Annotated in this window: 21 protein-coding genes and 1 pseudogene; 3 read left to right on the top strand and 19 right to left on the bottom strand. The window is 55.7% G+C overall.

Going from position 1 to position 26,413, the window contains the following annotated elements; translation table 11 throughout:
- Positions 1–62: 62 nt before the first annotated feature.
- From acsB to gatB, 6 genes are all read right to left on the bottom strand, one after another.
- Positions 63–2,273, bottom strand: coding sequence for an acetyl-CoA decarbonylase/synthase complex subunit alpha/beta (acsB, locus tag BUE18_RS20605; protein WP_073478068.1), 2,211 nt, complete (start codon positions 2,271–2,273; stop codon positions 63–65).
- A gap of 41 nt (positions 2,274–2,314) precedes the next feature.
- Positions 2,315–4,336, bottom strand: a complete 2,022-nt coding sequence (gene cooS / locus BUE18_RS20600) for an anaerobic carbon-monoxide dehydrogenase catalytic subunit (protein WP_073478067.1) — start codon at positions 4,334–4,336, stop codon at positions 2,315–2,317.
- Positions 4,337–4,421: 85 nt separating this feature from the next.
- Positions 4,422–5,978 carry an acetyl-CoA decarbonylase/synthase complex subunit delta gene (locus BUE18_RS20595; RefSeq protein WP_073478066.1) on the bottom strand — a complete coding sequence of 519 codons (1,557 nt, stop codon included), beginning with the start codon at positions 5,976–5,978 and terminating at the stop codon, positions 4,422–4,424.
- 351 nt (positions 5,979–6,329) lie between these two features.
- The gene (locus BUE18_RS20590) at positions 6,330–8,291 is read right to left on the bottom strand and encodes an ASKHA domain-containing protein (RefSeq protein WP_073478065.1); all 1,962 of its coding nucleotides are present in this window, start codon (positions 8,289–8,291) and stop codon (positions 6,330–6,332) included.
- A gap of 39 nt (positions 8,292–8,330) precedes the next feature.
- Positions 8,331–8,978, bottom strand: a complete 648-nt coding sequence (locus tag BUE18_RS20585; RefSeq protein WP_139264828.1) for a radical SAM protein — start codon at positions 8,976–8,978, stop codon at positions 8,331–8,333.
- 65 nt (positions 8,979–9,043) lie between these two features.
- Positions 9,044–10,471, bottom strand: a complete 1,428-nt coding sequence (gene gatB / locus BUE18_RS20580) for an Asp-tRNA(Asn)/Glu-tRNA(Gln) amidotransferase subunit GatB (RefSeq protein ID WP_073478063.1) — start codon at positions 10,469–10,471, stop codon at positions 9,044–9,046.
- Between the two features lie 213 nt (positions 10,472–10,684).
- Here gatB and BUE18_RS28555 point away from each other — a divergent pair, with 213 nt between their 5' ends.
- The 3 genes from BUE18_RS28555 (at position 10,685) to BUE18_RS27630 (ending at position 13,037) form a co-directional block, all read left to right on the top strand.
- Positions 10,685–11,044 carry a DUF2065 domain-containing protein gene (locus BUE18_RS28555; protein WP_244549357.1) on the top strand — a complete coding sequence of 120 codons (360 nt, stop codon included), beginning with the start codon at positions 10,685–10,687 and terminating at the stop codon, positions 11,042–11,044.
- On the top strand, positions 11,041–12,675 hold the full coding sequence (gene hflX, locus BUE18_RS20570) for a GTPase HflX (protein ID WP_073478061.1): 1,635 nt from the start codon (positions 11,041–11,043) through the stop codon (positions 12,673–12,675). Before BUE18_RS28555 ends, hflX begins: the two co-directional genes overlap by 4 nt.
- Positions 12,676–12,791: 116 nt before the next feature.
- Complete coding sequence (locus tag BUE18_RS27630) at positions 12,792–13,037, top strand: hypothetical protein (protein ID WP_139264827.1); 246 nt, start codon at positions 12,792–12,794, stop codon at positions 13,035–13,037.
- A gap of 18 nt (positions 13,038–13,055) precedes the next feature.
- Here BUE18_RS27630 and BUE18_RS20565 read toward each other — a convergent pair whose 3' ends face one another.
- The 13 genes and pseudogenes from BUE18_RS20565 to BUE18_RS28550 all read right to left on the bottom strand — a co-directional run.
- A complete protein-coding gene (locus tag BUE18_RS20565; RefSeq protein WP_073478060.1) occupies positions 13,056–13,664 on the bottom strand; it encodes a MotE family protein in 609 nt (202 codons plus the stop codon).
- Positions 13,665–13,666: 2 nt separating this feature from the next.
- Positions 13,667–14,116, bottom strand: a complete 450-nt coding sequence (gene fliJ, locus BUE18_RS20560) for a flagellar export protein FliJ (RefSeq protein ID WP_073478059.1) — start codon at positions 14,114–14,116, stop codon at positions 13,667–13,669.
- Between the two features lie 98 nt (positions 14,117–14,214).
- Positions 14,215–15,543: a FliI/YscN family ATPase gene (locus BUE18_RS20555; protein WP_073478058.1), complete on the bottom strand. Its 1,329-nt coding sequence runs from the start codon at positions 15,541–15,543 to the stop codon at positions 14,215–14,217.
- Between the two features lie 11 nt (positions 15,544–15,554).
- Positions 15,555–16,244 (bottom strand): FliH/SctL family protein, encoded by a 690-nt coding sequence (locus BUE18_RS20550; protein ID WP_170868423.1) that lies wholly within the window; start codon positions 16,242–16,244, stop codon positions 15,555–15,557.
- A 28-nt stretch (positions 16,245–16,272) separates the two neighbouring features.
- Positions 16,273–17,292, bottom strand: coding sequence for a flagellar motor switch protein FliG (fliG, locus tag BUE18_RS20545; protein ID WP_073478056.1), 1,020 nt, complete (start codon positions 17,290–17,292; stop codon positions 16,273–16,275).
- Positions 17,289–18,851 (bottom strand): flagellar basal-body MS-ring/collar protein FliF, encoded by a 1,563-nt coding sequence (gene fliF, locus BUE18_RS20540; RefSeq protein WP_073478055.1) that lies wholly within the window; start codon positions 18,849–18,851, stop codon positions 17,289–17,291. The genes fliG and fliF overlap by 4 nt, the downstream gene beginning before the upstream one ends.
- Before the next feature lie 25 nt (positions 18,852–18,876).
- Entirely contained in the window at positions 18,877–19,167 is a 291-nt protein-coding gene (fliE, locus tag BUE18_RS20535; protein ID WP_073478054.1) for a flagellar hook-basal body complex protein FliE, read from the bottom strand.
- A gap of 50 nt (positions 19,168–19,217) precedes the next feature.
- Positions 19,218–19,646 carry a flagellar basal body rod protein FlgC gene (gene flgC / locus BUE18_RS20530; RefSeq protein WP_012609809.1) on the bottom strand — a complete coding sequence of 143 codons (429 nt, stop codon included), beginning with the start codon at positions 19,644–19,646 and terminating at the stop codon, positions 19,218–19,220.
- On the bottom strand, positions 19,646–20,029 hold the full coding sequence (flgB, locus tag BUE18_RS20525) for a flagellar basal body rod protein FlgB (RefSeq protein WP_073478108.1): 384 nt from the start codon (positions 20,027–20,029) through the stop codon (positions 19,646–19,648). The genes flgC and flgB overlap by 1 nt, the downstream gene beginning before the upstream one ends.
- A 132-nt stretch (positions 20,030–20,161) precedes the next feature.
- On the bottom strand, positions 20,162–21,493 hold the full coding sequence (locus tag BUE18_RS20520) for a sigma-54-dependent transcriptional regulator (protein WP_073478053.1): 1,332 nt from the start codon (positions 21,491–21,493) through the stop codon (positions 20,162–20,164).
- Positions 21,494–21,574: 81 nt separating this feature from the next.
- Positions 21,575–24,202, bottom strand: coding sequence for a tetratricopeptide repeat protein (locus tag BUE18_RS20515; protein WP_073478052.1), 2,628 nt, complete (start codon positions 24,200–24,202; stop codon positions 21,575–21,577).
- Between the two features lie 300 nt (positions 24,203–24,502).
- On the bottom strand, positions 24,503–25,897 hold the full coding sequence (locus BUE18_RS20510) for a sigma-54-dependent transcriptional regulator (protein WP_073478051.1): 1,395 nt from the start codon (positions 25,895–25,897) through the stop codon (positions 24,503–24,505).
- Positions 25,898–26,277: 380 nt separating this feature from the next.
- Positions 26,278–26,413 (bottom strand): annotated as a pseudogene (locus tag BUE18_RS28550) (IS1182-like element ISCARN109 family transposase); the annotation flags it as partial.

The raw sequence follows: 26,413 nt of genomic DNA, 5'->3' as shown, positions 1-26,413 counted from the left end.
CGGGAGGGCCTCGCAGGAGGACCCTCCCGTTTTATTAAGCCGCACGTAAAGGCTCGGCGCCCTTATCCAACAATGGGGTCCATTTCAAGGGCGGGATGGCCGACCTTTTGGAGGAATTCGTACACTTCCTCTTCGGTGGTTCCCACAGTCTCATCAGCAATCATATCGTAGAAGTTGGGGATTCCAATTTCTTCGCCGCGCTTGATGAGTCTGTCCTTGATTTCTTCCTTGAATATTTTGGGCATCCATACGAGACGTTTGATGCCGCCGTCGCCCGCGATGAACTTCCTCTGGGTTACGTTGTACTTGGAGTGACCCACAAAGCCCGGGGAGGAAGCGCCGCCGCCCATGACGCCAGCCAGGGTGGTGAACTTCATGCCGCAGGGGGTTTCGCCCATGTAGTCGCGGTTGACCGTCATGATGCCGTTGCACATAGGCAGCATGGCCGCGATAGCTTCGCAGCAACCGCAGGTGGTCATGGGATCATGAACCATGGAGTAGAAGTTGTAATGGGTGACGTTGCCGCGAGAGGCTTTGTATACGAAATCGTTGACGCCCTTCCACTGGCCCAGGACAGGATCCAGGCACTCGCCCTTTTCAATGGGCTGGTTGGGGCCGGTGGGGTTGATTTCGTAAGAAGCCTTGCAGTCCATCCAGTTGTAAGCGCCGCACAGGCCGGTGCGTTCCGGGGAGACGGTGCAAACATGGTTGGGAGCAAAAGACTGGCACAGGGTGCAGGAGTAGTAGATTTCGACGGATTCGTCGGTCATCTTCTCGACGCGCTCGTCGCGGGTCTTGTACTCATCGCGGGCTGTGGCGGTCAGCTTGTCCACGTCTTCTTTTTTGGTGTACAGGGTGACTTCCACCTTGTCAGCAATCTTGGTGAAGTCCTGGTGGAACTTGGCATGGAGAACCTTGCCGATGTGCTCCAGGGAGAAGCCCTTATCCACGGCAGCCTTGCTCACGCGGACCCAGGCGATGTCGCGCTGTCCGATATGCATGACGCCCTGGATGTAGTTGGTCAGATGGTGGATCTGACGTTCCAGGATGGGCTCGAAGTCAGGCTGGAATTCGCGGCCTGCGACCTGGACGAAAATCGCCAGGGGGTAGGCTTTGCCTTCCTGGCAGTCCTTGATGTCGGGACCGACGACGGTGACCTTACCGTCTTCGATTTCGTTCATCTCGGCCATCTTCACCAACTCGGTGCACTGTTCCTTGGCGCCGAACTGGCAATACAGGTCGTCCTTGCGAACGCGCTCGCCCTCGAAGGCCGGGCCGTAGGACAGGGGGATGTCGATCTCGGAAACCGTGACCTTGAGGCCGCGGGTTTCGATGGATTTCTGCACGATTTCGTCGTGGGGGACATTTCCCACAACGTGCTCGTAAGTACAGATACCCGTGGGAAGGATTTCCGGGATGTCGGTGTCGGCGATGGTGGGGAAGCCCCAGTTGACGCAGCCGGCGGCCGCGACAGCCCATTCCGCGTTAACGTCGCCAAGGGCGTTGACGAAAGCGAAAATCCTGTCCTTATTGTAAAGCAGCATGCGTTTGTAATCGCCGGCTTCGATGCCGCCGAACGCCATGGCGGCGCGGTTGGCGAAACCAAGGGCGAAAATGGCGGAAGAAATATCGGGGCCGAAGGGCACGATACGGGTGTTCCAGCCGATCTGCACGCCAGCTTCGATAAGCTGTTCTGCGCAGGTGGTGCCATTCTGGTTGGCGGCCAGGAAGATGTACAGGTTTCTCTTCTGATAATCTTCTATGATGTCCTTGGCGATTTCCGGCGTGGGTGCGGCGCCGACGATGGCGGCGAAGCCCGGAGCGGAGCCGTCCACGAATTCCACGCCCCTTTTACGGAACACGGTGTCGTCGGCGGCGCCCAGCCAGATTTTGCCGTTGTCCAGGTCCACTTCTTCCTGAGGCAGGTAGAAGTCGGGCTCCCTGACGTAACGGAGAGCTTCCTGAATTTCAAACGCGAACAGAGCGGCCATACCAGCGTCCAGCAATGGGCCGAGGTAAGGAAGATGGTTCACCCTCTTGACGTGGGCGGGCAGAAGTTTCCTGGCGATTTCCAGGGGTTTCCGCATATCTTCGATGGTCTGCACCTTGATTCCGGTCAAGGAGTAGATGACGGGCAGATAGTAGGCGGTGTTCGGAAACTCCACCTTGGTGGAAGCATCGTAGGTCGCCAGAGCCTGCTTGAGCTCACCTTCTGCTTTGGAAACGATATTGTAGCCGCCTTGAATAGCAGCGAAAGCAACCAGCTTAGACATATTCTTTCCTCCTTCGTTGAGGATTTGTGGTTCTTTTTAACTTAGGCGACGTCCAGCTTCTGCCTGTCAGCCATGTCCATCAGGACCCTTTCCCTTGCCTTGTCAATGCCAAGAGCCTTGCGCTTCTTGTCAATGTGGGCGATCATCTTGTGAGCGTGCTTGATCGGATCAGGCTCGAAATCCCACATGCCGCCGTACATTTTTTCGAAATCCTCGAAGAGGTATTTCTGGAAGACGGGAGCGCCGGAGGTCGGGAAGGTGGTTCCAAACACAGTGTAAACGCCGGAAGCAACCACGTACTGGCCAATGGAGATGGCCTTTTCACTCATCCACTCAGGAGCGGAGCCAGCGGCGGGAACGTCGCTGATGTCTTTGCCAAGGCCGCCAGCCTTCACAACTTCGGTGGCTGCCAAAAGGATGCGGCTGTTGTCAACGCAGGAGCCCACATGCAGGACAGGCGGGATGCCGACGGTTTCACAGACTTCAGCCAGACCGGGGCCGCAGAACACCTGAGCGGTTTCAGGGGTCAAGAGACCTTCCATGCCGCAAGCAATGGCGTTGCAGCCGGTGGTCAGAACGATAACGTCGTTCTTGATGAGTTCTTTGACAACGGTCAAGTGGGCTTCGTTGTGACGGGTGCGGACGTTGTTGCAACCGACGACGGCGCCGATGCCGCGGATACGGCCGTTGATGATGTTGTCGTTCAGGGTGTAGTAGGAGCCGCGGAAAGAGCCGCCCAGGTGATATTCAATGGATTCCACGCCGAAGCCCGCGATGACGGGGTTCTTGTGCTGAGGAATCACAACGTCTTCGCCGCGATTCTTGAAGTTGTCGATAGCCAGCTTAACGATGCGTTTGGCGTCTTCGACAGCATGGTGTTCATCAAACTCAATGTGCAGAACGTTGTCCTGCTCCATCTTGGCGATGGGATGAGTGGTGATGAGTTTGGTATGGAAGCACTTGGCTACGTTAGCCAGGTTCTGGAAGATGCACTGGATGTCCACGACCATAGCATCGCAAGCGCCGGTGATGATGGCCAGTTCCTGTTGCAGGAAGGTGCCTGCCAGAGGCACGCCGTGGCGTTGCAGAATTTCGTTGGCCGTACAGCAGATGCCGCCCATCTGAATGCCCTTGGCGCCAGCTTGTTTGGCGTAGTCGATCATTTCCTGGCTCTGGGCCACTGCCACGATCATTTCGGACAGGACAGGCTCATGGCCGTGGATGATGATGTTGACATGGTCTTTTTTCATGATGCCCAGGTTGGCCTCGCTTTGCAGCGGGTAAGGCGTGCCGAACAGAACGTCCTGGAGATCGGTGGCCAGCATGGAGCCGCCCCAACCATCAGCCAGAGCGCAGCGGGTGCCCTGCTTCATGAGGTTTTTATAGTCCTGGTCCACGCCAATGTGGGTGCGGTGCATGATCTCCACCACTTCGCGGTCGATGTTCCTGGGCAGGACGCCGAATTTCTTCCACAGTTCGTAGCGCGGCGCGGGAGCGCGTTTCAGGTACTTCAATTCGCCTTCGGCCTTGCCCCATTCGTTCAGGGCGACTTCGGCAACTTCCAGGGCGATTTCGTCGATATCGCGGTCCAGCACTTCGCCGTCTCTTTCCACGGTGATGGCAACGTCCAGGCGGGGAGCAATCTGGAGAAGTTTCTGGATGTCTTTGATCTGATAGGCGTCGGTTTCCTTCCGGGCTGCGGACATGAAAACCTCGGCCACGCAACGTCCGTGGTCGGAGTGCGCGGAAGCGCCGGCGGCGACCATACGGATGAAGTTACGAGCTGCGATGGTGTTGGCGGTGGCGCCGCAGATGCCTTTGCGGTCATCGCCGTCTTCCACTCCGCCCTTGGGCAGAGGCAGGCGGCAGGGACCCATGCCGCAGTTCTTGCAGCAGGTGCCCTGGTTGCCGATGTTACAGGGTTTGAGGGTGACAGCACGATCAAAACAGGTTTCAACGCCCAAGTCCTGGGCGCGCTTGATCATTTCCTGAGTTGCGACATCATAAGACGCTGCAACGGGATCAGCCACTTTCGGGGCCTTGGCTTTTTTTTCTTCCGCCATACGAGGTTCCTCCTCATAATTATAAAAAGAATCAATAGTATATTCTGCGGCCTGCCAAGTTGGTCCAGGCCGTTAAGTCCTTTGCCTATTTCCGCAAATTGGCCCAGTCGATCTTGTCAAGCAACTTGTCCAGGTTGGTTTTCTGGACCGCGGCGGCTGTGTGGCTGATCTCAACTTCGTGACCAGCGGCTCTTTCAGCGTCGCGTTTTTCCTTCTCTGCAGCGCGTTTCTGACGAAGTTCGTCTTCCTCAGCTTCGCGGGCGGCCACTTCCTTGGCGCGGGCTTCAGCTTCCGCTTTTGCCTTGGCTTCGGCTTCTGCTTTGGCTTTGGCTTCGGCATCAGCCTTGGCTTTGGCTTCGGCGGCTTCCTTGGCGGCGGCGTCGGCGGCAGCCTTGGCGGCGGCGTCAGCAGCAGCCTTGGCGGCGGCGGCTTCAGCATCTACCGCCGGAGCGGCGGGAGCAGCCGGGGCGGCTTCGGGAGCCGGGGCCGGAGCGGCTTCAGCCTTGGGAGCGGCGGCCTTGGGAGCAGCAGCCTTGGGAGCGGCGGCTTTGGGAGCCTCTTTCTTGGGAGCGGCTTTCTTGGGAGCCTCTTCCTTTTTGGCTTCTTCCATGGTCAGGTCCGGAGCAGGCGCCAGAGCAGCCAGGTCGGCTTCATAGGCGTCCAGCTTCTTGGAGATGCCGGCGATGGAGGATGCGCCGCCGTCCGCCAGCAGGTCGATGTAGCCCTTGACCATGCGAACGGCTTCGGGGTGACGCATGATAAGCAGGTTGCCGCCAGCCAGCAGGTAGGTCACTGCAGCGGTGGCTTCCATCATGATGCCGCGGCTTTCGGGATCGCCCAGGGTCGGGGCTTCGTCGCCGGTCTGTTTGGCTTCTTTACACTTCCACACTTCCTGGCCCAGGTTGTTCACCATGGGCATCTGGAGCTTGTCGTCGCCCTGAGACAGAGCGGCCATGGTCAAGCGCTCCATAACGGAGTAGGTGTATTCCAGGCCGTAGCCCAAGCCGCCGGTGGTGGGGTCGATAAGGACCTTGCTCATGGGCATGCCCAGGTTTTCAAGAAGAATGTTAACCTGTTTGGCCAAGTTAACGTCGATGGGAGAAGAGGAAACCACGCTTTGTTTGAAGCCCAGGGCGGCTGCGCCGATGCCCTTGTGGTTCTTATCTTCAACAGGCCCGATGATCAAATCCATGCCCGTGCACTCTTCTGCGACCTTTTTCAGAACTTCTTCGTCCTTAGCAGGATTGGCAACGCCCCAAACCATCAGGGGTACGTCAATTGCTTCGCCTACCGCCTTGACGGTGGCCACTGCGGAAGCAGCGTCAGCATTCTTGTCATTGGGGTCCGTGCTTTTGAGTTGGAGAACGATCATGTCAGCGCCATATTCTTCGACGCATTTCTTAGCCCAAGCTGCAGGGTTGTCAAGAACGTCGGCAAAAGGCGCCTTGACCGCTTCCGGCCATTCCGGGGGAACCATGTCCCACACTTCCATGGCAATAACGGGCTTGTTGGGCATAGCGCCTTCGAACAGATAGAAGGGGTAACAATTTTCCCCTCCGACCTTGACAGCCTTGTCCCCTTTGCCCAGGGTAACTTCCTTAATGCTGCCTGTGTACGATTCTTTGTAAACTTCAAATGCCATTGCATCCTCCTTGAATGCTGCTGTTGATGGTTCCGATGCAAATAACCGCTGCAGCGCCATGGGGCGCTTCGAGTTATTTTATTTGTCTCGGCCTTGCCCGGCCTAACTTCTTTTAAAAAAATCAAAACCTATATTTGCAAGACCTCCCGGGCCCCCACCCGGGCTGCAGGGCTCATGAAAGCCTTGCGGGCCTTTTGATTAGAATAAACGTTGCCGTATTACCAAATGGAGCATTTTTGTCAATAATAATTCCCAACAAATGCTACTTTTTACCCCGTTGGTCCGGTTTTTACCCATACGGGGGCGCTCCATTTATTTCACGGACGGCGGAAAAAGAAGAAAAATATTAAGCTAACTATCTGATTTTCCTTCCCTCCATGCCTGTCTGGCTTCCAAACGGCCTTTGAGTTTGGGAAACAGGCCCATTTCCGTATGCGGAAGGAACAAGGCCGCCATGTAATGGTCCATGTACGACGGTGTTTCCGAAAGCTCAAAATTGGTCATTTTATTAGTAACATCCACCACATCCTGCCTGAGTTTATTGGTCAGAACTGTCATTCTGGCGCCAAGCAGGGATCCGTTGCCTACAAATGTCACTTTTTCCGGATCCAGCTCCGGCAAAAGACCGATAGTCATGGCGCTGGACAGATCAATGTAAGACCCAAACCCGCCAGCCAGGATAATTCTGTCCAAAGACTGCATGTCCATGCCCACTTCGTTGAGCAGGGTGTGGCAGCCGGAGTATATGGCGCCTTTGGCCCGGATCAGGTTGTCTATGTCCACTTCCGTAAACACGATGTCCCGGTCGATCTGGGTTTCGTCCGCCCAGGCCACCACGTATTCCCAAATGCCGTCTTTTTCGCGGATTCTTTTTGTTTCCAGGTTCCGGTTGAATTTGCCCTGGTTGTCTATGAGGCCCATTTCGAACATGGAGGCCAGCATGATGATCAGGCCGGAGCCGCAAATGCCCTTGGGCTTGGTGTTGCCTATGGTGAGGCTCATGGGTTCAAAGGTGATCGGATCCAGGGAGAAATCTTCGATGGCGCCCTTGGAGGCCCGCATGCCGTGCTCCACGCCGCCGCCTTCAAAGGCCGGTCCGGCGCTGCAAGCCGCGCACATCATCCAATCCTTGTTGCCCACCACGATTTCCGCGTTGGTTCCTATATCAATAAACAAAGTGGTTTCGTCGGTCAGATACATGCCCGACCCCATGACGCCGGACACAATGTCCCCTCCCACGTAACTGGAGATGCAGGGATAAACCAGCGCCGTCACGTGAGGCGCCAGATTAAGGCCGATCTCCTGGGCCTTGATGGGCGGATACAGCGTGGAGGTCGGGACGTAAGGCGAAAGCCTCAGGTACTTGGTTTTGATCTTGAGCAAAAGCTGGGTCATGGTGGTGTTGCCGGCCAAAGCCACTGCGGATATGTCGTCCACGTCGATCTTGGACCGCTTGATCAGCCGTGCAATGATATTATTGATGGTGTCGATGACCGCCTGGTGCAGCTTGTCCAGGCCTCCGGCCTTGTCGGCGTACATGATGCGGGTGATCACGTCTTCGCCGAAGCTGATCTGGCGGTTGAACTCCCCGTATTGCGCCAAAATCTCGCCGGTGAGGCAGTTGACCACCTCTCCGTAAACCGTGGTGGTGCCTATATCGATGGCCAGGGCGAAGTTCCTGTCTGAGGTGTTTCCGGGTTGTACATTAATAATGCGCGTTTTGCCGCATTCGGCCCGAACCGGGCGCGCCAGGGTGAGGGTGGCGTTGAAATTCTCCGCACGCAATGCGTCCGGCAGCTTGCGCAGAACGGAAAGATTCACCTCCAGGCCGTGCTCGTTCTCCTGCATGCGCAGGTGATTGATCAAGCGGGTCATGTCGCATACATTGTCCCCATGCGTCGGGGGGGTAAGCTCCAGGTGCTTTTTCTCCACGGGAGGAATGAACAGGCCCCGTTCCTTAAGGTACTCCATGTCCATTTCCTGAATGCTGGCTGTCTTCCTGGGAGTGGAAGCCATATTGAGAACCGCTGAATCCACGGAGCTTTCCACGGGAACCAGAACCGTAAGGTCTTCGTTGACCAAGGATTTACAGGCCAGGCGGTAGCCTTTTTCCCAATCTTCCGGACGGAGCTTTTCTTTGCCGCCTCCTTCCACTTCGCCTTCTTCAATGTGCACCCGGCATTTTCCGCACGCACCTTCCCCGCCGCAAGATGCATTGATGTGCACCCCCGCCTCCATGGCGGCTCTCAGCAGGATGGTTCCGGGCTCCACCTTGATTTCCTTTTCGTGAGGGAGAAAACGAATTGTGACCATAAGGTATTAACCTCCTTAAACGAACACCGTTTGGGATGTTCACGAAAAAACTGCGTCTGCCGCTCCTTGCAGGCGTTTTATCTTGTCATCCGTGTAAGGCGTCAGGTCCTTCATGTCCGGGTCCAGGGTTTCTCCGGGTACGAATCCATGGAGAGCCAGCCTGGAAAAACCCAATTCTTTGAGTTGCGAAGCCATGAGGAGAATTTCCTGCTCGCCGCAAATGTCAGGCGCCACTGTAGTACGGAGAATCCGGCCTGTCTCCATTTTTTTTATAATAATCAAACTTTCCTTGATTATACTTGCAGGAATGGGGACTCCCGCAGCCATGGAGTAGGCCTCATCTTCAATCGGCGCTTTAAGATCGAACAAAATCCTATTTAAAAATCCGCTAGTTATAACATAGTTCAATAAGTGAGGCTGCGTGCCGTTCGTCTCCACGCACGTCTCCAAGCCCATGGCGCGCACTCGACGGAGCAAGTCCGGCAAGCCCCGATGCATGGTGGGTTCGCCCCCTGTAAAACAAACTGCTTTCAGTTCCGGATGATTGTTTTTTATGGTTTGAAGTTCGTCAAACAAATCCTCGGGAGAAATATTTTCTTTGGTCTGCGGCCCCACTACCAACTCGCCGGCATTGCACCACGGACAACGTAAGTTGCAGAACGCCAAAAAGACATTTACGCACGGCATATCCGACCAATGGCCGGATTCTTGAAATTCGACGCCCTTAACGGGGGGATCAAGTGGGTCCACTATTAATCCAATTTCTCCTTAAGCAGTTGGTTGACGGTTTGGGGATTGGCTTTTCCCTTGGTCTTTTTCATGATCTGGCCCACAAAAAAGCCCATGAGCTTTTTCTTGCCGCCTCGGTAGGCTTCCACTTCCTCGGGGCAGGCGTCCAGAACTTCCTGAACCATGCTTTCTATCTCCCCTGAATCGGAAACCTGCACCAGGCCCTTTTCCTGGACAATGGCCTCCGGGTCGCGTTCGTCGGTTTCCATGTACTCGAAAACCGTTTTGGCGATCTTGCCGGAAATGACGCCGTCCTTGATGAGCTTGAGCAAGGCGGCCAGGCGCTTTGCGCTGATGGGCGACTCCGTCACGCTGACGCCCTTGGCGTTCAGCAAGGCGGCCAGGGCGCCCGTCACCCAGTTGCACACCTGTTTGGGATCGTGGAAGATTTCCACGCACGCTTCATAATAATCGGCCATTTCCCGGGCGCTTGTCAGGAACACGGCGTCGTCCTGGGCAAGCCCGTATTGCTCCAAAAAGCGGGCTTTGCGCTCTTCGGGCAGTTCGGGCAAAAGCCCCCTGACCTGCTCGATCCATGCTTCGTCAATGACCAGAGGCACCAGGTCGGGATCCGGAAAGTATCGGTAATCGTGGGCTTCTTCTTTGCTGCGCATGGAAAAAGTGCGACTTTTTTCAGCGTCCCATAGCCGGGTTTCCTGGATCACTTCCCCGCCCTCTTCCACCAGCGTGGACTGGCGGTCGATTTCGTAAGCGATGGCTCTTTCCACGTTGCGGAAAGAGTTCATGTTCTTGATTTCCGCCCGGACGCCGAACTCTTCCTGGCCCCTGGGGCGCACGCTCACGTTGGCGTCGCAACGGAAAGAGCCTTCCTCCATGTTGCCGTCGCAGATGTCCAGATACCGCAAAATGGCGTGAAGCTGCTTGAGATAGGCCGAAGCCTCCAAAGGCGATCTCATGTCCGGCTCGCTGACGATTTCGATCAAGGGTGTGCCGGTGCGGTTCAGGTCCACCCGGGATACGGGGCGATGGGAGTCGTGGGTCAGCTTGCCCGCATCCTCTTCCATATGGATTCGGGTGATGCCGATCCTCTTTTTGCCCTGGGCCGTATCCACCATCAAGTGGCCGTGTTCGGCGATGGGCAGTTCGTACTGGGAAATCTGATACCCCTTGGGCAGGTCGGGGTAAAAATAGTTCTTGCGGGCGAACCTGCTGTAAGGAGAAATGGAGCATTTGGTGGCCAGAGCCATGCGCATGGCGTAATCCACCACCTTTTTATTGAGGACAGGCAGCGATCCCGGCATACCCAGGCACACAGGGCATGTGTGGGTGTTGGGGGAAGCGCCGAAAGCTGTGGAACAGCCGCAAAAAATCTTTGATTCGGTCTTTAGTTGCGCATGCACTTCCAGTCCGATCACCGCCTCAAATTCCATGGTAAATATCTCCGCTTTTTCAGTTCGCAAAATTATCAAACAGGGATCATACAACAAGCCAACCGCTCAGGAAAAGTTAATTGATAATAAATATCGTTTAACACATAACGCCTCTCTGGGCGGCAAACGCGTCGGCTTGCTTTCCTGTCAGGTTTATTCGCATCCCATGTTCCCGCCCAATAAGCTGACAAACATCTTGGGCCTTTTTAAATCATGCATATTGCCATTGCCTTTTTTAGTTCAACCACCGAGGATGTCAAGCATGGATTGCAGCTTATAACCCATGGTAAGCAAATTGTTTTGACAAATGGAGGAGTCGCGATTAATTTCCCAAATCAATGGACGCCGTTTGGCGAAACAGCCTCCGATAATGAAAAAGAGGGTTTCATGAAATTCTTGCTCTGCGTTTTGGGAGTCGCCATGTTCATAGAAGGCGTTCCCTGGTTCGCCAATCCTGATAAATACCGGGAGTTTTTACTTCAACTAACTGAAATGCCTCCGGCCAATCTCCGCAAAATGGGCCTGGCTTTAATGGCGGGAGGCTTGCTTTTGGCCTACTTGGGAAGAATGTGAAAAAGGTATACGGATATACCAAAGGGTTGAAAACCGCCCAGTTGAAGCATTTGGAAAAATTCTACAACAGGAAGGTTGCGCCCGATCTGATCGTTTCCCAGGAGCTGGCCCTGGACATGGGCAGGCTGTCGGCGGAGATCCGCCGTCAGATCGGCATTCTGGTGGACAGGCTGGGAAGAATCCGGTTTGTGATGGTGGGGGACGGCGTCCAGATCAACATCCCCAGCCTTCATGACTACCGGGCCGCCATGGGGCGCCTGAACGGCCTGCGCCTGATCCACACCCACTTGAAAAACGAGCCCCTGACCGACGAGGACCTGACGGACCTTGCCTTATTGCGGCTGGATCTCATCGCCGCCGTCACCCTTGACGAAACAGGCGCGCCCCATCGTTTTCACGCTGCGCACCTGATCCCCAGCAAGCCCGGCGAAACGCCTTATGAAGTTTTGCCTCCCATGGATCCCGGCGCCCGGGACATCAGCTTTCGGGCCTTTGTCAGGGAACTGGAGGCGGAGCTTGTCCGTTCCTCCGGGGTGACCAAGTCCCAAAAGCAGCAAGCCAGCGCCTTTTTGGTGAGCGTCACCAACGCGCCCAGGCGCGAGGCTGCGGATTCCATGACGGAGTTGAAGGAGCTCTGCAGGACCAACGACATTTTCGTGGCCGCGGAAATGATTCAGCACCGGACCAGGATGGACGCCCGGTTTCTTATGGGCAAGGGCAAAATCCGCGAGCTGACTATCGCAGCCATGCAATACGGCGTGGACCTGGTCATCTTCGATCAGGACCTGAACCCGTCCCAGATTCAAGCCATAACCAATCAGGTGGAACTGCCGGTAATTGACCGCACCCAGCTTATCCTGGACATCTTCGCCCAACGGGCCATGACCTCCGAAGGCAAGCTCCAGGTGGAACTGGCCCAGTTGAAATACATGCTGCCCAGGCTGCTCGGCCGGGGCACGGCCATGTCGCGCCTTATGGGCGGCATTGGCGGCCGCGGCCCCGGGGAAACCAAGCTGGAGGTGGACCGCCGCCGGGTGCGGGAACGCATCACCCGCTTGGAAAAATCCCTGAAAAACGTCTCCAAACGCCGGCAGACGCAAAAATCCGCCAGGGAGCGCAAAGGGCTGCCCATCGTGTCCATTGTGGGATACACCAACGCGGGAAAGTCCACCCTGCTGAACACCCTGACCCAGGCGGAAGTATTGGCGGAAAGCAAGCTGTTCGCCACCCTGGACCCGACAAGCCGGCGCTTGCGCTTTCCCGAAGACAAGGAAATCATCATTACCGACACCGTGGGGTTTATCCGGGATCTGCCCAAGGATCTGGTGACCGCCTTCGCAGCCACCCTGGAGGAATTGAAGAGCGCCGACCTTTTGCTGCACGTCATCGACGCCAGCAACCCCAGAATGGCCGAGCAGGTGGAGTCGGTGGACAAAATCCTGGAGGACATCGGGGTATCGGCCATTCCCACCATCCGCGTTTTGAACAAGGCCGACAAGGTGGAGCCCGAGGAAATGGAGCGACTGTGCAGGAGCCTGGAAGGGATGCCCATCAGCGCTTTGGACCGCCCCAGCCTGAGGCCTTTGACCGAAACCATCATGGAAAGACTTTTTGAGGAGAGCTCCGAATAAAAAACGGTATAAATGAATTGACCGGAAGACCGTTTATTGATACCCTGAATTATTTGCTGGAACGCTGCACCGCACCCTAGACGCCTTAAGTCCATATAGAAAGACCGGTAAATTTGATGACCAACGGGATCAGGAACCTCCCCAGCGTCTACCAACCAAGAACGACGCCCAGAATTGAACCAGCTAAACGGCTGAACAACAGAGAACCGGACTCTTCGCGCTCCGACCGTTCCCCCCGATCCTTTCGTTCTGAAAAAACCAACGAAAATCCCATCCCCCTGCGTCTTGTGGAAATCCGCTCCCACGAAGCAGCCTATGCGGATCCCGCCGGTAAGGGCCGGATTGTCGACCTTTTTGCATAATATCCATTAAAATCGCGATCATTGCCGGCTCGCCAGCTTTTCGCCGATCTCCGCGGCCTTGACAGGCTCCAGGTACGGCAGGATGGAGGCTACTTTGTCGCTTTTCATCTTGGCGAATAATTTGACCACCAGATCAATTTCCAGCTTGTCGATCATGGGAGCGCTTTTTTTGGCCGGCATTTCGGAGAGTATTTTGATCAGGTGCTTCTCCCGCGCATTAAAGGCCCCTTCCAGTTGCTCCAACTGGGCGTAAATCTCTTTTTGAATGGCTTCCAGTTCCGCGATCTTTCCTTCCACTTCCGTACGCAAAAGCTCCAATTCCTTACGCTCCCTTTCCAGCTTGTGGGCTTCCATTTCCTCGGGAGTCAAGGCCATATTGGAGTCCTCGGCCGCGGCTTCGCTCTCACCCATGGCGGCGGCGGGAGCCGTGGAATCCCGCCCCTCTTGATTGGCTGGATCAGCGGCGGCATCCTCCTCCGGAGTTTGAGCCATGGCCATGCCAGGCTCCAGGTTGACCTGCAGGTCGGGCTGGGCCATAAGCACCAGGGATATCCCCAGTTTGGCCAGGATGATCGCCGCAACCAGAATAAAAATGGGGGCGCCTTTGAGATTGCGCTTGTTTTTCATGATTACAACCGCTCCTGCGTGGATCTGTGGAGGCTGGCCATTTCGTCAGTCTCCTTTTGCTCCATCCTGCCCGTTTCCAGCTTATATTGGGTGAAGCGTTCCTCCCGGAGGAGTTCCATGGATTTCCGGCTAGCCGATGCTTGCACCAATTCCCGCCTGCGTTTTTCCACCACGCCTTTTAAGCGAGCTTCATTTTCCAAAGCCCGTGCGGTCTGGGCTTTCAGTCCCCGAAGATGGTCCGCGTGCATCCTGAACTCATTTTCCCACATTCCTTTTTCCAGACCTGCATCCCAATTCCGCTGGGCGCTTATTTCCTGCAGCCTTGACTGCTCCAAGAACGCCTGAGCTTCCTGGAGCGCAGCCAGGGCTTTGGCCAACTCCATTTGAGCTGTGCGTTCTTTGTATTTGCGGAGCTTTAAAACCGGCTCCAGACGAAATTGAAACTTTTTCATTCAGGGGGCCTTTCAAACAGACCTTATAAATCCTGCTGCGTAAAACCGTGTTCCAACAACGATCTCTTTCAAGTTTCCTGCCAACATGTTTCAGTCGGTTACTTTTTTTTAGTTTTTTCCACGGTCCCGAACAAGGCGGTCAATTGTTGCACGCATTCCTCGTATGAAACCCCCTCCATCATGTCCTGGCGCAAAAACTGCTTCATCTTGCCAATCATGGACTTGGCGTAGTCCACGTCGGGATCGCTGCCGTCCACATAAGCGCCGATGGATATGAGGTCCTCCACGTTCTGGTAAGCGGCCAAGACTTCCCGAAAGCGTTGGGCCATCCGGGTGTGCTCGGCGGACACCGTGGCGCGCATGACGCGGCTGACCGAGGCCAGTACGTCCACCGCCGGATAATGGCCCTGATTGGCCAGCTTGCGGGAAAGGACGATGTGTCCGTCCACTATGGATCGCACGGCGTCGCCCACGGGGTCGTTCATGTCGTCCCCTTCCACCAAAACCGTATAAATGCCCGTGATGCTGCCTTTGCCTTGCACGCTGCCGGCGCGCTCCAGCAGCTTGGGCAATTTCACGAAAAAGGAAGGCGTGTAGCCTTTCACCGTGGGAGGCTCTCCCGCGGCCAGGCCCACGTCCCGGGAGGACATGGCGAAGCGGGTGACGGAGTCCATCATGAGGATGACGTTTTTGCCCTGATCCCGAAAATACTCGGCCAAGGTGGTCGCCAGATAGGCCCCGCGCATACGGACAAGAGGGGATGTGTCGGAAGTGGCGGCCACCACAATGGATCGGCCCATGCCGTCCGGCCCCAGAATTTCGTCCACAAAATCCTTTACCTCCCTGCCCCGCTCCCCAATCAGAGCCACGATGCACACGTCCGAAGCCATGTGGCGGCTGATCATGCCCATGAGCACGCTTTTCCCCACGCCGGAGCCAGCCATGATGGCCACCCGCTGTCCCTGTCCCACGGTGATGAATGAGTTGATCACCCGGACGCCCACGTCGGAAACCTGATTGACGGACCTGCGATGCAGGGCGTTTACCACGTCTGCGTAGAGGGGGTACATGTCCGTGGCGGGGATGGGGCCCTTGTCGTCCATGGGCTGGCCCAGGCCGTCGATGACCCGGCCGAGGTACGCGTCGCCCACGGGCGCCAGGGGCTGCTGCTGGCGAGGCACAATGCGGCATCCCAACTGGATGCCCTGCATCTCGCCGTAAGGCATGAGGAGCATGCGTTTTTCCTTGAACCCCACCACTTCGGCCGGAATGCGCCTGCCCTGAGTGGTCACAAGATCGCACACGGCGCCCACGCTCATCTGGGGGCCGTAGCCCTCCACAATCAAGCCCACCACCTGATCCACCTTGCCTTCCGGCAAGACGGGCTGGGAGGTTTGAATCGCTTCCTGATATGCTGAAAAATCCATGAAGACGCGCCTTATCGCCTGGAGTAGTAAACGTCCATGATAGCCTGGGAGACCTTGTCCAGGCGGGACTCTATGCTGGCGTCCACCTCTCCGAAATCGGAGCTGACAATGCAGCCGCCTTTTTCCACGGAGGAGTCGGGCACGATATTGATGGAGCGGAGGGATGCGACCTTTTCAAAAAATTCCGGCCGCATTTCATCCAGGAACTCAAAATCCGAAGGGTCTACGCGAACCGTCACCTCCTGCCAGTCCGAGACCACGGAGAGGGCCTCCATGACCGCATTTTTGACGGTTTCAGGCTCCAGATCCACCTGAGCCTTGATCACCTTGGCTGCAATGGCCGACACCAGGGATAATATTTCCTTTTCGTGCTTTTGAACAAAGGTTTCGTGATAGGAATCCAGATCCCGGGAAATCTGTTCGATGCGGTCCAGGATTTTTTCCAACTTCATGGATCCTATTTCCTGCCCGTCCTTCTCCCCTTGCTTAAAGCCCTGCTCATAGGCTTCCCGCTCCACTTCCTCGGCCTGCTTGCGGGCATCCTCCAAGATTTCCTGGGCCTGCTGATGAATGCGCTCCAGATCCGGTGCGTCCCCCCCTTCGCGGTCCTCTTCCTCTTGCATGGCATGCCTGGGAGGCTTGGCAGGCTTTGGGGGCTCGGGCTTGGCCAGTTCGTTCAACAAAAACGGCTGATATTGCATACTTTTCTCTTGTTCCCGATTATCCATATCAGACCAGGACGTCCTCGGAGCCGCGGGCTATAACCACCTTGCCCTCGGCCTCCAACTGCCGTGCAATGCGTATGACGCCCTGCTGGGCGGCTTCCACTTCGGCCAGACGCGTGGGGCCCATGACTTCCATGTCTTCCCGCAGCATTTCTGCAGCGCGCTGGGAAAGGTTTCCGAAAACCTTGTCCTTCATGGCCTCGGAGGCGGACTTGAGGGCCACAACCAGTTCGCTGGTGTCCACCTGCTTGAGGATCTCGCGCATGCCCTTGTCGTCCACCTTGAGCAAGTCTTCGAACACGAACATGAGCTGGCGGACCTTTTCCGCAATCTCGGTGCGCTCTTCTTCCATGGTGGTCATGACGGTTTCTTCCGTGGCCTTATCCACCTCGTTGAGAATGTTGGCCAGGGCTTCAGCGCCGCCTATCTCTCTGCCGCCGGAGTCGGAAATGGTGAGGACCTCCTTTTGCAGGGAGGAATCCACCTCGTGGATGATTTCTATGGGAACCTGATTGATATCCGCAACGCGCATGGCGATATCGGCCTGCACCTCCTTGGGCATGCCCGCCAGCACGGCCGCAGCCTGGCCGGGCTTCATATGGGCCAGGACCAGGGCCACCGTCTGGGGATGCTCGCCGGAAAGAATGCGGATGAGGGCCTGGGGGTCGATTTTTTCAATGTAAGCAAAGGGCTCTTCCCTTTCCTCGGCGTCCAGATCCTGAAAAATCTCCTTGATCGTGATTTCGTCAAAAGTGGAATGCACCACCTTTTTCACGAACTGGTCGCCCTGAATCATCAACTCGTCCTTGCGCTCGACTTTATCCACGAATTCCTCGTAGACCTTGGTCAGCACGCTGGAGGGAACGAACTGGATTTCCTTCATGTGGTTGGCGATTCGATTAACTTCCTTAGGGGCCATGTTTTTCATGACCTTGGAGGCGTAGTCCTCGCCCATGGCCAGGAGAAAAATAGCCGCTTTTTCAGGCCCCGTCAGTTTTTCAGGATCTAATGTCTTGCCGCTCATTGCTCCACCTCTCCCAGCCAGCCTCTGACAAGCTGCTCCGCTTTTTCAAACTCGTCCAGCGCAAGCTGCCTGGCCCGCAACGAGATGTCAATTTCCTCCGGGGCCTCGGGCAGGAGAGCCATTTCTTCATGCTCCAGGGCCTGGGTTTCTTCCTTTTCGGGTTCGGGAGGCTTGACGCTTTTGAGGATAGGCCGCACCACAAACACGAAGGTGAGAAGCATAAGCAGCGCCAGCAAAGCCCATTTGCCGTACATGTTCAGGTATTTTGTTACGGCGCTGGGAGCTTCGGCTGCGGCCATGTCCGCTCCAGGCAAAGAGGTGAACTGGAAAGAGGAGACCGTCACCTGATCTTCCCGGTCTTCGGAATAGCCCATGGCGTTCTTGACAATGCCCTCAAACTGCTTGAGCTCTTCGGCGGTTCTGGGAACGAACTGGGCGGTGCTGACTCCGTCCTGATTTTCAACGGTTTTGTATGTGCCGTCCAGGACGGCGGCGACGGACAACCGGGTGATGGTGGGCAGCATTTTGGTGACCCGCCTCTGAACCCGGTTGATTTCGTTGTTGGTGACTTCATCCTGTTTTTGGGTGCGGGACTGCCCCAAAGCGGCCCCGCTGGCCATTCCAGGCTGGTTATTCATGGTATTGACCGCGGTTCCGCCGGGAATTTCCTTCACGGTGTCCTCCGTGCGCTTTTGCTGGCTGCGGACAACCACGGAATCAGGATCGTAAGTCTCTTCCGAATACTCCTCCTGGTCGAAATCCATTTCAGCGCGAACGCGCACAATGGCTTTGCCCGGGCCGACTATCTGCTCCAACATGGATTGGACGTGCTTGGCAAGACGATCTTCGGTCTGCTGCTGCATTTCCAGGCGGTTGTTGGCCGCCAGGGCGGCGTCGTCCCCTTCGCCGGCGCCCTTGAACCAGACCTTGCCCGTGGTGTCGACCACGGTCACCTGCTCGGTTCCCAGGCCCTCCACGGCATTGGCCACCAGATTCACGATGCCGCTAACCTGCCCGGAGGATAAGGGACGGGCCAAGTCCAGCAAAACAGAGGCCGTGGCCGGGGATGTGGTTTCCACAAACACCGTGTCCTTGGCGGGGACGATGAGCACCTTGGCGGAACGGACTTCGTTGAACTGCCCGATAGTCCGGGACAACTCGCCTTGCAGGGCGCGTTGGTAGTTCAGCTTTTGGACGAATTCGGTGGTGGAAAAGCTGGACTCGTCAAAAATTTCAAAGCCCACGCTTCCGCCCTTGGGAAGCCCCTCGGCAGCCAGGGAAAGACGCAATTCATACACCTGCTCTCCGGGAACCAAGACTGCGGTCCCGCCCTGGGCTAGCTGGTAGGGAATCCTCTGCTCCTGGAGCTTGGACACGATTTTTCCCGCATCCTCCTGGCTCAACTGGGAGAACAAGACCTGGTACTCGGGGGTTCCCGCCCAGAAAAACATGGCCGCAAATGCTGCGATCAAACCGGCCAGGACCACCACCAGGGCGACTCTGCGCCCCGGAGTCATGGACTGGAATATTTGCGCTATCCGCTGAAGAAGATCGTTCATTTAAACCGTGCTTATCCGTAAGAGATTAAAAGGGCATGCGCATGATTTCGCGATAAGCGTCCAGTGCTTTGTTACGCACCTGCAGGAGAAACCGTATGTTGATGTCCGCTTCCTGCAGGGCGATCATGGCTTCATGAATGCCGGTCTTGCCGTCCAGGTTCTGGGCCACCGTATCGTCGGCCTTGATCTGGGATTCGTTTACGGAATCGACCATCTTTTTCAAAACAGACCCGAACGAACCGTCTTCTCCGGCCGCCGCTTTTTTCACTTCCTGGGCGATTACGTTCTGGCCCCCTACTCCGGTTACTCCGTTCATAACTTGCTCCTATGTTTGTCCGGCCCGTTGCAGGCCGCAAATTTCAGGTTTTACTTGCCGATTTCAAGGGCCTTGAGAGCCATGGAACGGGCCGTACTCAAAGCCGCGGCATTGGAGTCGTACACCCTTTTAGCCATGAGCATGTTGGCCATTTCGGTGACCACATTGACATTGGGCAACTGAAGGTTGCCGTTTTCGTCCGCATCAGGATGCTCGGGCCGGTACACCATGGGAAAGGGGCTTTGATCGGCGACAATATCCACCAGCTTGACTCCTTCCACCACCTGCTCCCCTACGGAAAGATTTTCATGCTCCTTGACCGGGGCCGGGGACACAACCAGGAACTTACGCTGATACGGCTGCCCGTTGGCGGTGCGCGTGGTGTTTGCGTTGGCCAGGTTTTCGGAAACCACGTTCATTTGAGCCCGGCTGACCGACAATGCGCTGGCGCTGGCGTGCATGGCGTTTAACAGGTCCATTATTTGCCTCCCTCATTGATGGTGTATTTGATCAATGCGAATTTTCTTAACAGGGATTCCACGCTGGAGCGGTACATCAGGTTGTTTTCCGCCAGATTGGCCATTTCCTGGTCGATATCCACTCCGGCGGCGGCGGCGGTGGTGATTTCCGGGCCGCCTCCCTCCATCACATTGTAATGCCTGGAATGAGTCCGGGAGAGATCCTTGGAGCTGCCTTGCATGGCTTTTTGCAAACTTTCCCGAAAGTCGAGATCCTTGGCGTGATAATCCGGCGTTTCGATGTTGGCCAGGTTGCCTGAAATCAATCCCTGGCGCTTTCTGGAAATGTCCAGGCTGCGCACCAGATCCTGAATGGTTTTCCCTATGATTCTTGCATCCGGCATGTTTTTCCCCTTTTTGCGTTGCAATCCGTAGTTGTTCCTGGATAGAGCAAATTCCATGCCTGTTTTAGCGGCTTGCCCCTGCACTTTACGAATTTTGGCCTAAACGCATAAAATTTTAGTTGAAAATCGGCATCAGGCCTTGGCCTGGTATTCGTTCAGCTTGTTACGCAGGGTGCGTACGCTGATGCCCAGGATTTGCGCGGCATGGGTCCTGTTGCCTTCGGTCTGGTCAAGAGCCTGATAGATCATCTGCTCCTCCATTTCGCGCAAGGTAGTGGAAACGCTGGGTATAGAGTCCTGCCTGGGCAGGGCTTTGGGGGGCGGAGGCTCCATAAAAAGGTCGTTATGATCAATGTGATCGCCTTTACACAGGAGCACGGCGCGTTCGATGGTGTTTTCCAATTCCCGGACATTGCCGGGCCAGTCAAGGTTCAGGAGAGTGTTTTGGGCGTTTTTCGTCAAACCCTTGACGTTCTTCCCGTCCCGGGCGTTATACTTCCTGATAAAATGCTCGGCCAGCAGGATCACATCGCTGGAACGCTCCCTCAAAGGGGGCAGCTTGAGGGGAATGACCGCCAGCCGATAGTAAAGGTCCGAACGGAATTTGCCGTCTGCGATGGCTTGTTCCACGTCCCGGTTGGTGGTGGCGACCACCCTTACGTCCACGTTGACGGGCGAAGTCCCCCCTACCCGGTCCACTTCGGACTCCTGAAGCACCCGAAGGAGTTTGGCCTGAAGGCCGATGTCCATCTCCGTGATTTCATCCAGCAGCAGAGTGCCGCCGTTGGCCAGTTCGAACTTGCCGATTTTGCGGTTGATGGCGCCGGTGAAAGCGCCTTTTTCGTGCCCGAAGAGTTCGCTTTCCAGAAGGGTTTCGGGCAAGGCGGCGACGTTGACTGCCACAAAATTCTTGTCCTTGCGGGAACTGCTGTAATGAATCTGTCTGGCGAAAAGCTCTTTGCCTGTTCCGGACTCGCCGGAAATAAGCACCGCAGCCTTGCTGTCAGCCACGGAATCCACAACCTCCAGGCAGCGCTTCATGCGGTCGTCCTGGGTGATGATTTTGACCGGAGACTTGCCTCCAGCCCTGGGAGTTCCGTTGGATTTGGAAACGCCCAGAGCGCGGCCCACAACCGCCCCGAGAATCTGCGCGCTGACCGGTTTAAGCAGAAAATCCCGGGCGCCGGATTTCATGGCCTCCACGGCCTGGTCCACGCTGGCGTCGGACGAAACGAGGATTACGGGAACTTTGCCGTCCATTTTGCGGACGATGTCCGATCCGCTCAGGCCAGGCGCCTGGTCATTGGCGATAATCAGCTTGTACTCTTGGCTTTTCAGCCGTTCCAGGGCCAGAGCGCCGTCGCCCACCGCTTGGATGTGGTACCCCCGGTTTTCCAGAAAATCGGACCAGGCCAGCCTGTCCTGATATTCATGTTCAACCAATAATATGCTGTCTTTTTCCATATTTCTTTCGCCGCCTGGGATGCTTTCGTCTATGAAAGGCGGCCCTTTTCGACTCGCCCGAAATCGTTTGAAAAAACCTGATCAGCCGGTCTTATCCCAGGCCCCTTTCACCTGCACCTGCTCCAGTTTGGCTTTGGCCGCCTTAGCCCAGATATTCTCGCCGGACTGGGCCAAGGACTCCAATATTTCCGTCGCCCTGGCCGCCTCGCCTAAAGAGGCGTAACATCGGGCCAGCTTGAATTCCAAAGCAGGATAGGAGTTGGGGCCTCCGGACAGTTTCAAGGCCTGTTCAAAGTGCGTTACGGCTTTGCTTGTCAGCTCCATTTCCTCGTATAAGTCGCCGATGCCCTCCTGAATATCCACCGCCGCCTGGGTGTTGGGGGGATCGCTTTTCATTACAAGATCCACGGCCTTGTTGAAGGCTTCTGCTGCGTCTTGATATTCGCCTTTATTTTTCAACAATTTGGCGTATTGGAACATCAGGTTGAAATCGCCGCTGTATGGAGTCCCGGGGCGCAGGCAGACGCGAAGGGCCTGAATGGCGGGATCGGTTTCCCCGCGCTCCAGATAAATGTCCGCCAACTGATAATAGGCTTCTACAAACCGGGGTTCGTTCGGATATTGCAGGACAAAGGTTTCAAAAAGCCTGCGGGCGTTTTCGATTTCTCCGACCTTTTTGTTGCAATCCGCCATGATGAACATGATGTCGGCGGGCTTGGGGTCGTCATAGAACCGGGAGACCTTTTCCAGTTGGGTCAAGGCCCAGGAGCACATTCCCGTCTCCCTGTAGGCGTTGGCTACGATGAACATAAGCTGGGGCATTTCTTCAAAGGGGACCACGTCCCGAACCTTGTCATAGTATTCCACAATATGGGCGAAATCTTTATCCCTGTGATCCCTGGTGAAAATGGCCTCCAAAGAAGCCAGAAGAGCCTCTCGCACGTCGTCATGGAGCTTGGTGAATGGATGGCGGGCAAGCAGCCCCAACAGTATGGAAACTGAATCCTCGTATCGTTTTTCATCATGAGCCAGACGGGCCAATTTGATCATGGACACCTGAGCCAGGGGATGGTCGGGATTATTGCGGACGATCTCCTGGTGAATGTCTTTGGGCCTTTTGTCCTCCATGATGTCCGAATCAGGATTTTCCTCAATATAATCCGCCAGGCGAACAAGGCTGATCAGCCTTCCGTCGCTGCCGGGAAAATTGCTGATCACCATCTTATAAATCATGGCGGCCTTGTCCGGCATGCCCTGGCCCTTGAAGGAATCCCCGATTTTCGTATAAAGAATGTCTTTATCCGGAGTGTCCGGAAAAGTATTCACCGTTTGGAAAAACAACTCCCTGGCTTTGGGATTGGCCTTTAATTGGTAGTAGTTTTCCCCCATATACCGGGCGAGGTCAGGATATACAAACCGGGCCTGAGGATCCTTTTTTTCTATGTCCTGAAGCATTTCCAAAGATTTTTTATACGCTCTCTCCTCGTGCAGGACCTTGGCTTTTTCCAGGAGGGCCGCTTCCACGAATTCGGAGTCGGGGTAGTAGCCCAAAAGCATGTCAAAGACGCCCAGGGCCTGTTCCTTTTGCCCGTTGGCCAGTAAGGCCTGACCGCGCAAAAGCATAAAATCCGGGCTTATGGCCCGGTCCTTATATCTATCCCAGACCAAGTCGGCATAGGCCGCAGCCTCGGGGTAATTGCCTACTTTTTTGTACATCTGCACCAAATAAACAATGGCCTGGGGCGCAAAGCGGGAATTGGGAAATTGTTTAACGGCGCGGCGATATTTTTCAGCCACGTCCACAAACCGCTTTGTCAGGTTTGCGCCGTACAATCCGTGATAGGCCCTGGCGGTAAGAAAGGCCGCCGGTTCAATTTTTTCGGAAAGAGGATAGCTCTGCTCCAAGATCGAAAAGTCACGAATTGCGTCCTGCCACTGGCCGGTTTTGTATTCCTCCACGGCCTTGGAGAAAAGGTCCTGGTCAGGAGTCCCCGAACCGTCAGCCTCGCTCAGCAAAGGGCCGTCGTAGGAGAAGTCATGCCCCGCCGTGGCCGGGTTCAAAGGCCGCTTGATGGGATAGCGCGAATCCCCAGGCGGCTTGACTACAGGAGGCGGCGTTTCCTCTACCTTGACCGGCTCGGGCGTCGGTTCGGGCTTGGGAGCCGATTCCGGCCTGATAATTGTCGGTTTGCCCTCGATATCATAGCGGCCGCTGGCTATAACCGTCCCTCCGGTGGATGTCAGGGGCGCGGCCGGCGGCTGCACGGCAGGCGGCGCAGGCGCGGCGGCGGGTTTTGGCGCCGAAGGCGCAGGGGAGCTTCCCGCCATTTCCAAAGTCAGCCTGGTTTTCGCTTGGTCGAGGGAATAATCCAGGGTTACGGCCGGCTCTTTGAGCAGCGCCAAAATGGAAACCACGTCCTGGCGCTTTTGGGAAACGGACAGGTCCTTAATCAGGGAGTCCTTGGCCCAAAAGGGCTTGTTGGCGCCCGGCGCCAGGGAGGAGTTCTGAAAGGCCAAAAGCACTTCGTTCTTAGAAAGCCTGATTACCGTGTATGAGGACGGGTCGGACAGGGAAACGAGCATTTGCGTTTTTCCGTCAACGAGCCGAGCTTCCACTTTGCGGACCTGCCCCTGAGCCAGGACGGACGAAGCCAGGGCGAAGAACGCCAGAATCAGTAAGCAGCCTATTTTTAGTTTGAAATTTTGCATATAGCGACAGTTGCACCGGCCTTGGGTTTTCCGCCTCATTAAGCCTGCCAGGTATTTCCGCAACGGCATGGGCCAGAGGCTTGGTCTCGTGCATAGGTGATAAGGCAAGGAATGTGCCATGGATTAGGAGCGCAGAAAGATCAAAATAACAAACTGAAATAATGGAATAAATAACGGCGAAAAAGTTAAGAAAAAAGAATGGAGGCGTGAATGAACGCCTCCATGACGGGTGCGGAAGGAATTGTCGTCATATTTTTGACAAAGAAAAACCGGCGGCGAAAAGCTGCCGTTGCAGGCCCTTTAGTTGGGCCCCCGGATGTTTTTCCGCTTCATCTTCTCCACCAGAGTGGTCCGGTTGATGTGGAGCAGCTTGGCGGCCTGGGTCTTGACCCAGTTGGCTTCTTCAAGGGCCTGGACGATAAGGTTCTTCTCGTACTCTTCCACGGCGTGGTCAAAGCGTATGCCGCCGGAGGGGAGTTTAAGACCCGCCTCGGGCTCTTTGGAATCCAGGCCGAGGATGGTTGCCGGAAGGTCTTCCTTGTCGATGGTGTCTCCGCTGGAAAGGATGAGAACCCGTTCCACCACGTTTTCCAGTTCCCGCACATTGCCCGGCCAGTGGTGGGCCATGAGGGCGTTCATGGCGGCCTGGCTGATGCGCTTGACGGGCCTTTCCTTTTCGGCGGCCAGTTTGTTGATGAAAAAATCGATGAGCAGGGGAATGTCGGACTTTCTGTCCCTGAGGGGCGGCACCTCGATGGGGATGACGTTCAAACGATAATAGAGGTCCTCCCTGAATTCCTTTTTTTCCACCGCTTCCATCAAATCCTTGTTGGTGGCGGCCAGAATTCTGATGTCCACGTGCATGGTGCGGGTGCTGCCGATGCGTTCAAAAGCCTGCTCCTGGATCACCCGAAGGAGCTTGACCTGGAGATTGGGGCTCATGTCGCCGATTTCATCCAGGAAGATGGTGCCGCCGTTGGCCACTTCAAAGCGGCCTATGCGGGTTTTATGGGCGCCGGTGAAAGCGCCTTTCTCGTGTCCGAACAGTTCGCTTTCCAAAAGCTCTTCGGGAATGGCGCCGCAGTTGATGATCACCAGGGGATCGTCCCGCCGGGGGCTGTTGTAATGAATGGCCCGGGCGATCAGCTCCTTGCCGGTTCCGGACTCGCCGGTGATCAGGACCGTGCTGTCGGTGTCGGCGACTTTTTCAATCAGCTCGAAAACCCGCTGGATCTGGGTGCTGTCGCCCACAAAGTTTTCAAAACGGTATTTCTTTTTCAGCTGTTTTTTCAGGATGGTGTTTTCCCGCTCCAGGCGCTTGAACTTGATGGCCGTGGAAACGGAGTGCAGCAATTCGTCGAACTTAACGGGCTTGGTGATGTAGTCAAAGGCGCCCATTTTGATGGCTTCCACGGAATTGCGGATGCTGCCGAAGCCGGTGAGGACCAGACACTGGGTGTCCTGAGAGTGTTTTTGCAGATGCTTAAGCACGCCCATTCCATCCATGCCGGGCATGTTCAGGTCGGTGACCACCACGTCAAAGAACTGTTTATCCAGTTCGGCGACGGCTTCAGCGCCATCCGTCGCTGTATGGGTGCGATAACCGGCATCTGAAAGGACCTCGGTCAATGTAGCGAGAACGCCGGGGTCGTCGTCAACCAACAGGATTTTTTCCATTTTCTTTTTTGTGGCCATGGCAGGATTTTTTCTGGTCCTGGTGAAGGGAATTTCACCTAACTAAAATGAGTTTGTTTAAGCCGCCCCGAGAAAAACCGACAAATAAAAACCGACCAATGGGGCGCACTCGTTATTTCTAATGTCTCAGTATATGACAAAATGGGCGGGAAATCAAGAAAAGGCGCCGATATTAAAGTTTTTTTTTAGAGCCAATTGCAAAAGGTCACGGCGACGACCGTACGCAGACGATCTTAACCGCTTCAAGGGCTTGGACCCTCGGCCGAAAGAGTCTTTGAAGCGGATTTTTCGCATTTTCCATACTTTTCGCCCAACTTTACACGCACCTATCCTGATAACGGCCCAGCCGCCAAAAAAACTCCGCATCCAATACCGCTAACTCACAACGTAAGGCGGAATAACTGCGTCGCTGTGATTACAAGTATTCCAAACATCAGGTGCGCCATCACCTTCTTGGGGCCGCGAACGCGGATATGACGGCCTCCATGGTTGTCCTTGAGCAAGGAAAACACCCTC

The organism is Desulfatibacillum alkenivorans DSM 16219, assembly GCF_900142135.1.
Lineage (GTDB): Bacteria > Desulfobacterota > Desulfobacteria > Desulfobacterales > Desulfatibacillaceae > Desulfatibacillum > Desulfatibacillum alkenivorans.
This window is presented reverse-complemented; position numbering and strand designations above follow the sequence as displayed.

What these genes read in the sequence shown, in the direction of transcription:
- BUE18_RS28555 (WP_244549357.1), top strand. Translation starts at nt 10,685, where the DNA reads ATGCATATTGCCATTGCCTTTTTTAGTTCAACCACCGAGGATGTCAAG.
- BUE18_RS20555 (WP_073478058.1), bottom strand. Translation starts at nt 15,543, where the DNA reads ATGGATTTTTCAGCATATCAGGAAGCGATTCAAACCTCCCAGCCCGTC.
- fliE (WP_073478054.1), bottom strand. Translation starts at nt 19,167, where the DNA reads ATGAACGGAGTAACCGGAGTAGGGGGCCAGAACGTAATCGCCCAGGAA.
- gatB (WP_073478063.1), bottom strand. Translation starts at nt 10,471, where the DNA reads ATGGAATTTGAGGCGGTGATCGGACTGGAAGTGCATGCGCAACTAAAG.
- BUE18_RS20550 (WP_170868423.1), bottom strand. Translation starts at nt 16,244, where the DNA reads ATGCAATATCAGCCGTTTTTGTTGAACGAACTGGCCAAGCCCGAGCCC.
- flgB (WP_073478108.1), bottom strand. Translation starts at nt 20,029, where the DNA reads ATGCCGGATGCAAGAATCATAGGGAAAACCATTCAGGATCTGGTGCGC.
- fliG (WP_073478056.1), bottom strand. Translation starts at nt 17,292, where the DNA reads ATGAGCGGCAAGACATTAGATCCTGAAAAACTGACGGGGCCTGAAAAA.
- acsB (WP_073478068.1), bottom strand. Translation starts at nt 2,273, where the DNA reads ATGTCTAAGCTGGTTGCTTTCGCTGCTATTCAAGGCGGCTACAATATC.
- BUE18_RS20595 (WP_073478066.1), bottom strand. Translation starts at nt 5,978, where the DNA reads ATGGCATTTGAAGTTTACAAAGAATCGTACACAGGCAGCATTAAGGAA.
- BUE18_RS20585 (WP_139264828.1), bottom strand. Translation starts at nt 8,978, where the DNA reads ATGCCGTGCGTAAATGTCTTTTTGGCGTTCTGCAACTTACGTTGTCCG.
- BUE18_RS20510 (WP_073478051.1), bottom strand. Translation starts at nt 25,897, where the DNA reads ATGGCCACAAAAAAGAAAATGGAAAAAATCCTGTTGGTTGACGACGAC.
- fliF (WP_073478055.1), bottom strand. Translation starts at nt 18,851, where the DNA reads ATGAACGATCTTCTTCAGCGGATAGCGCAAATATTCCAGTCCATGACT.
- BUE18_RS20590 (WP_073478065.1), bottom strand. Translation starts at nt 8,291, where the DNA reads ATGGTCACAATTCGTTTTCTCCCTCACGAAAAGGAAATCAAGGTGGAG.
- BUE18_RS27630 (WP_139264827.1), top strand. Translation starts at nt 12,792, where the DNA reads ATGACCAACGGGATCAGGAACCTCCCCAGCGTCTACCAACCAAGAACG.
- BUE18_RS20520 (WP_073478053.1), bottom strand. Translation starts at nt 21,493, where the DNA reads ATGGAAAAAGACAGCATATTATTGGTTGAACATGAATATCAGGACAGG.
- flgC (WP_012609809.1), bottom strand. Translation starts at nt 19,646, where the DNA reads ATGGACCTGTTAAACGCCATGCACGCCAGCGCCAGCGCATTGTCGGTC.
- BUE18_RS20565 (WP_073478060.1), bottom strand. Translation starts at nt 13,664, where the DNA reads ATGAAAAACAAGCGCAATCTCAAAGGCGCCCCCATTTTTATTCTGGTT.
- cooS (WP_073478067.1), bottom strand. Translation starts at nt 4,336, where the DNA reads ATGGCGGAAGAAAAAAAAGCCAAGGCCCCGAAAGTGGCTGATCCCGTT.
- BUE18_RS20515 (WP_073478052.1), bottom strand. Translation starts at nt 24,202, where the DNA reads ATGCAAAATTTCAAACTAAAAATAGGCTGCTTACTGATTCTGGCGTTC.
- fliJ (WP_073478059.1), bottom strand. Translation starts at nt 14,116, where the DNA reads ATGAAAAAGTTTCAATTTCGTCTGGAGCCGGTTTTAAAGCTCCGCAAA.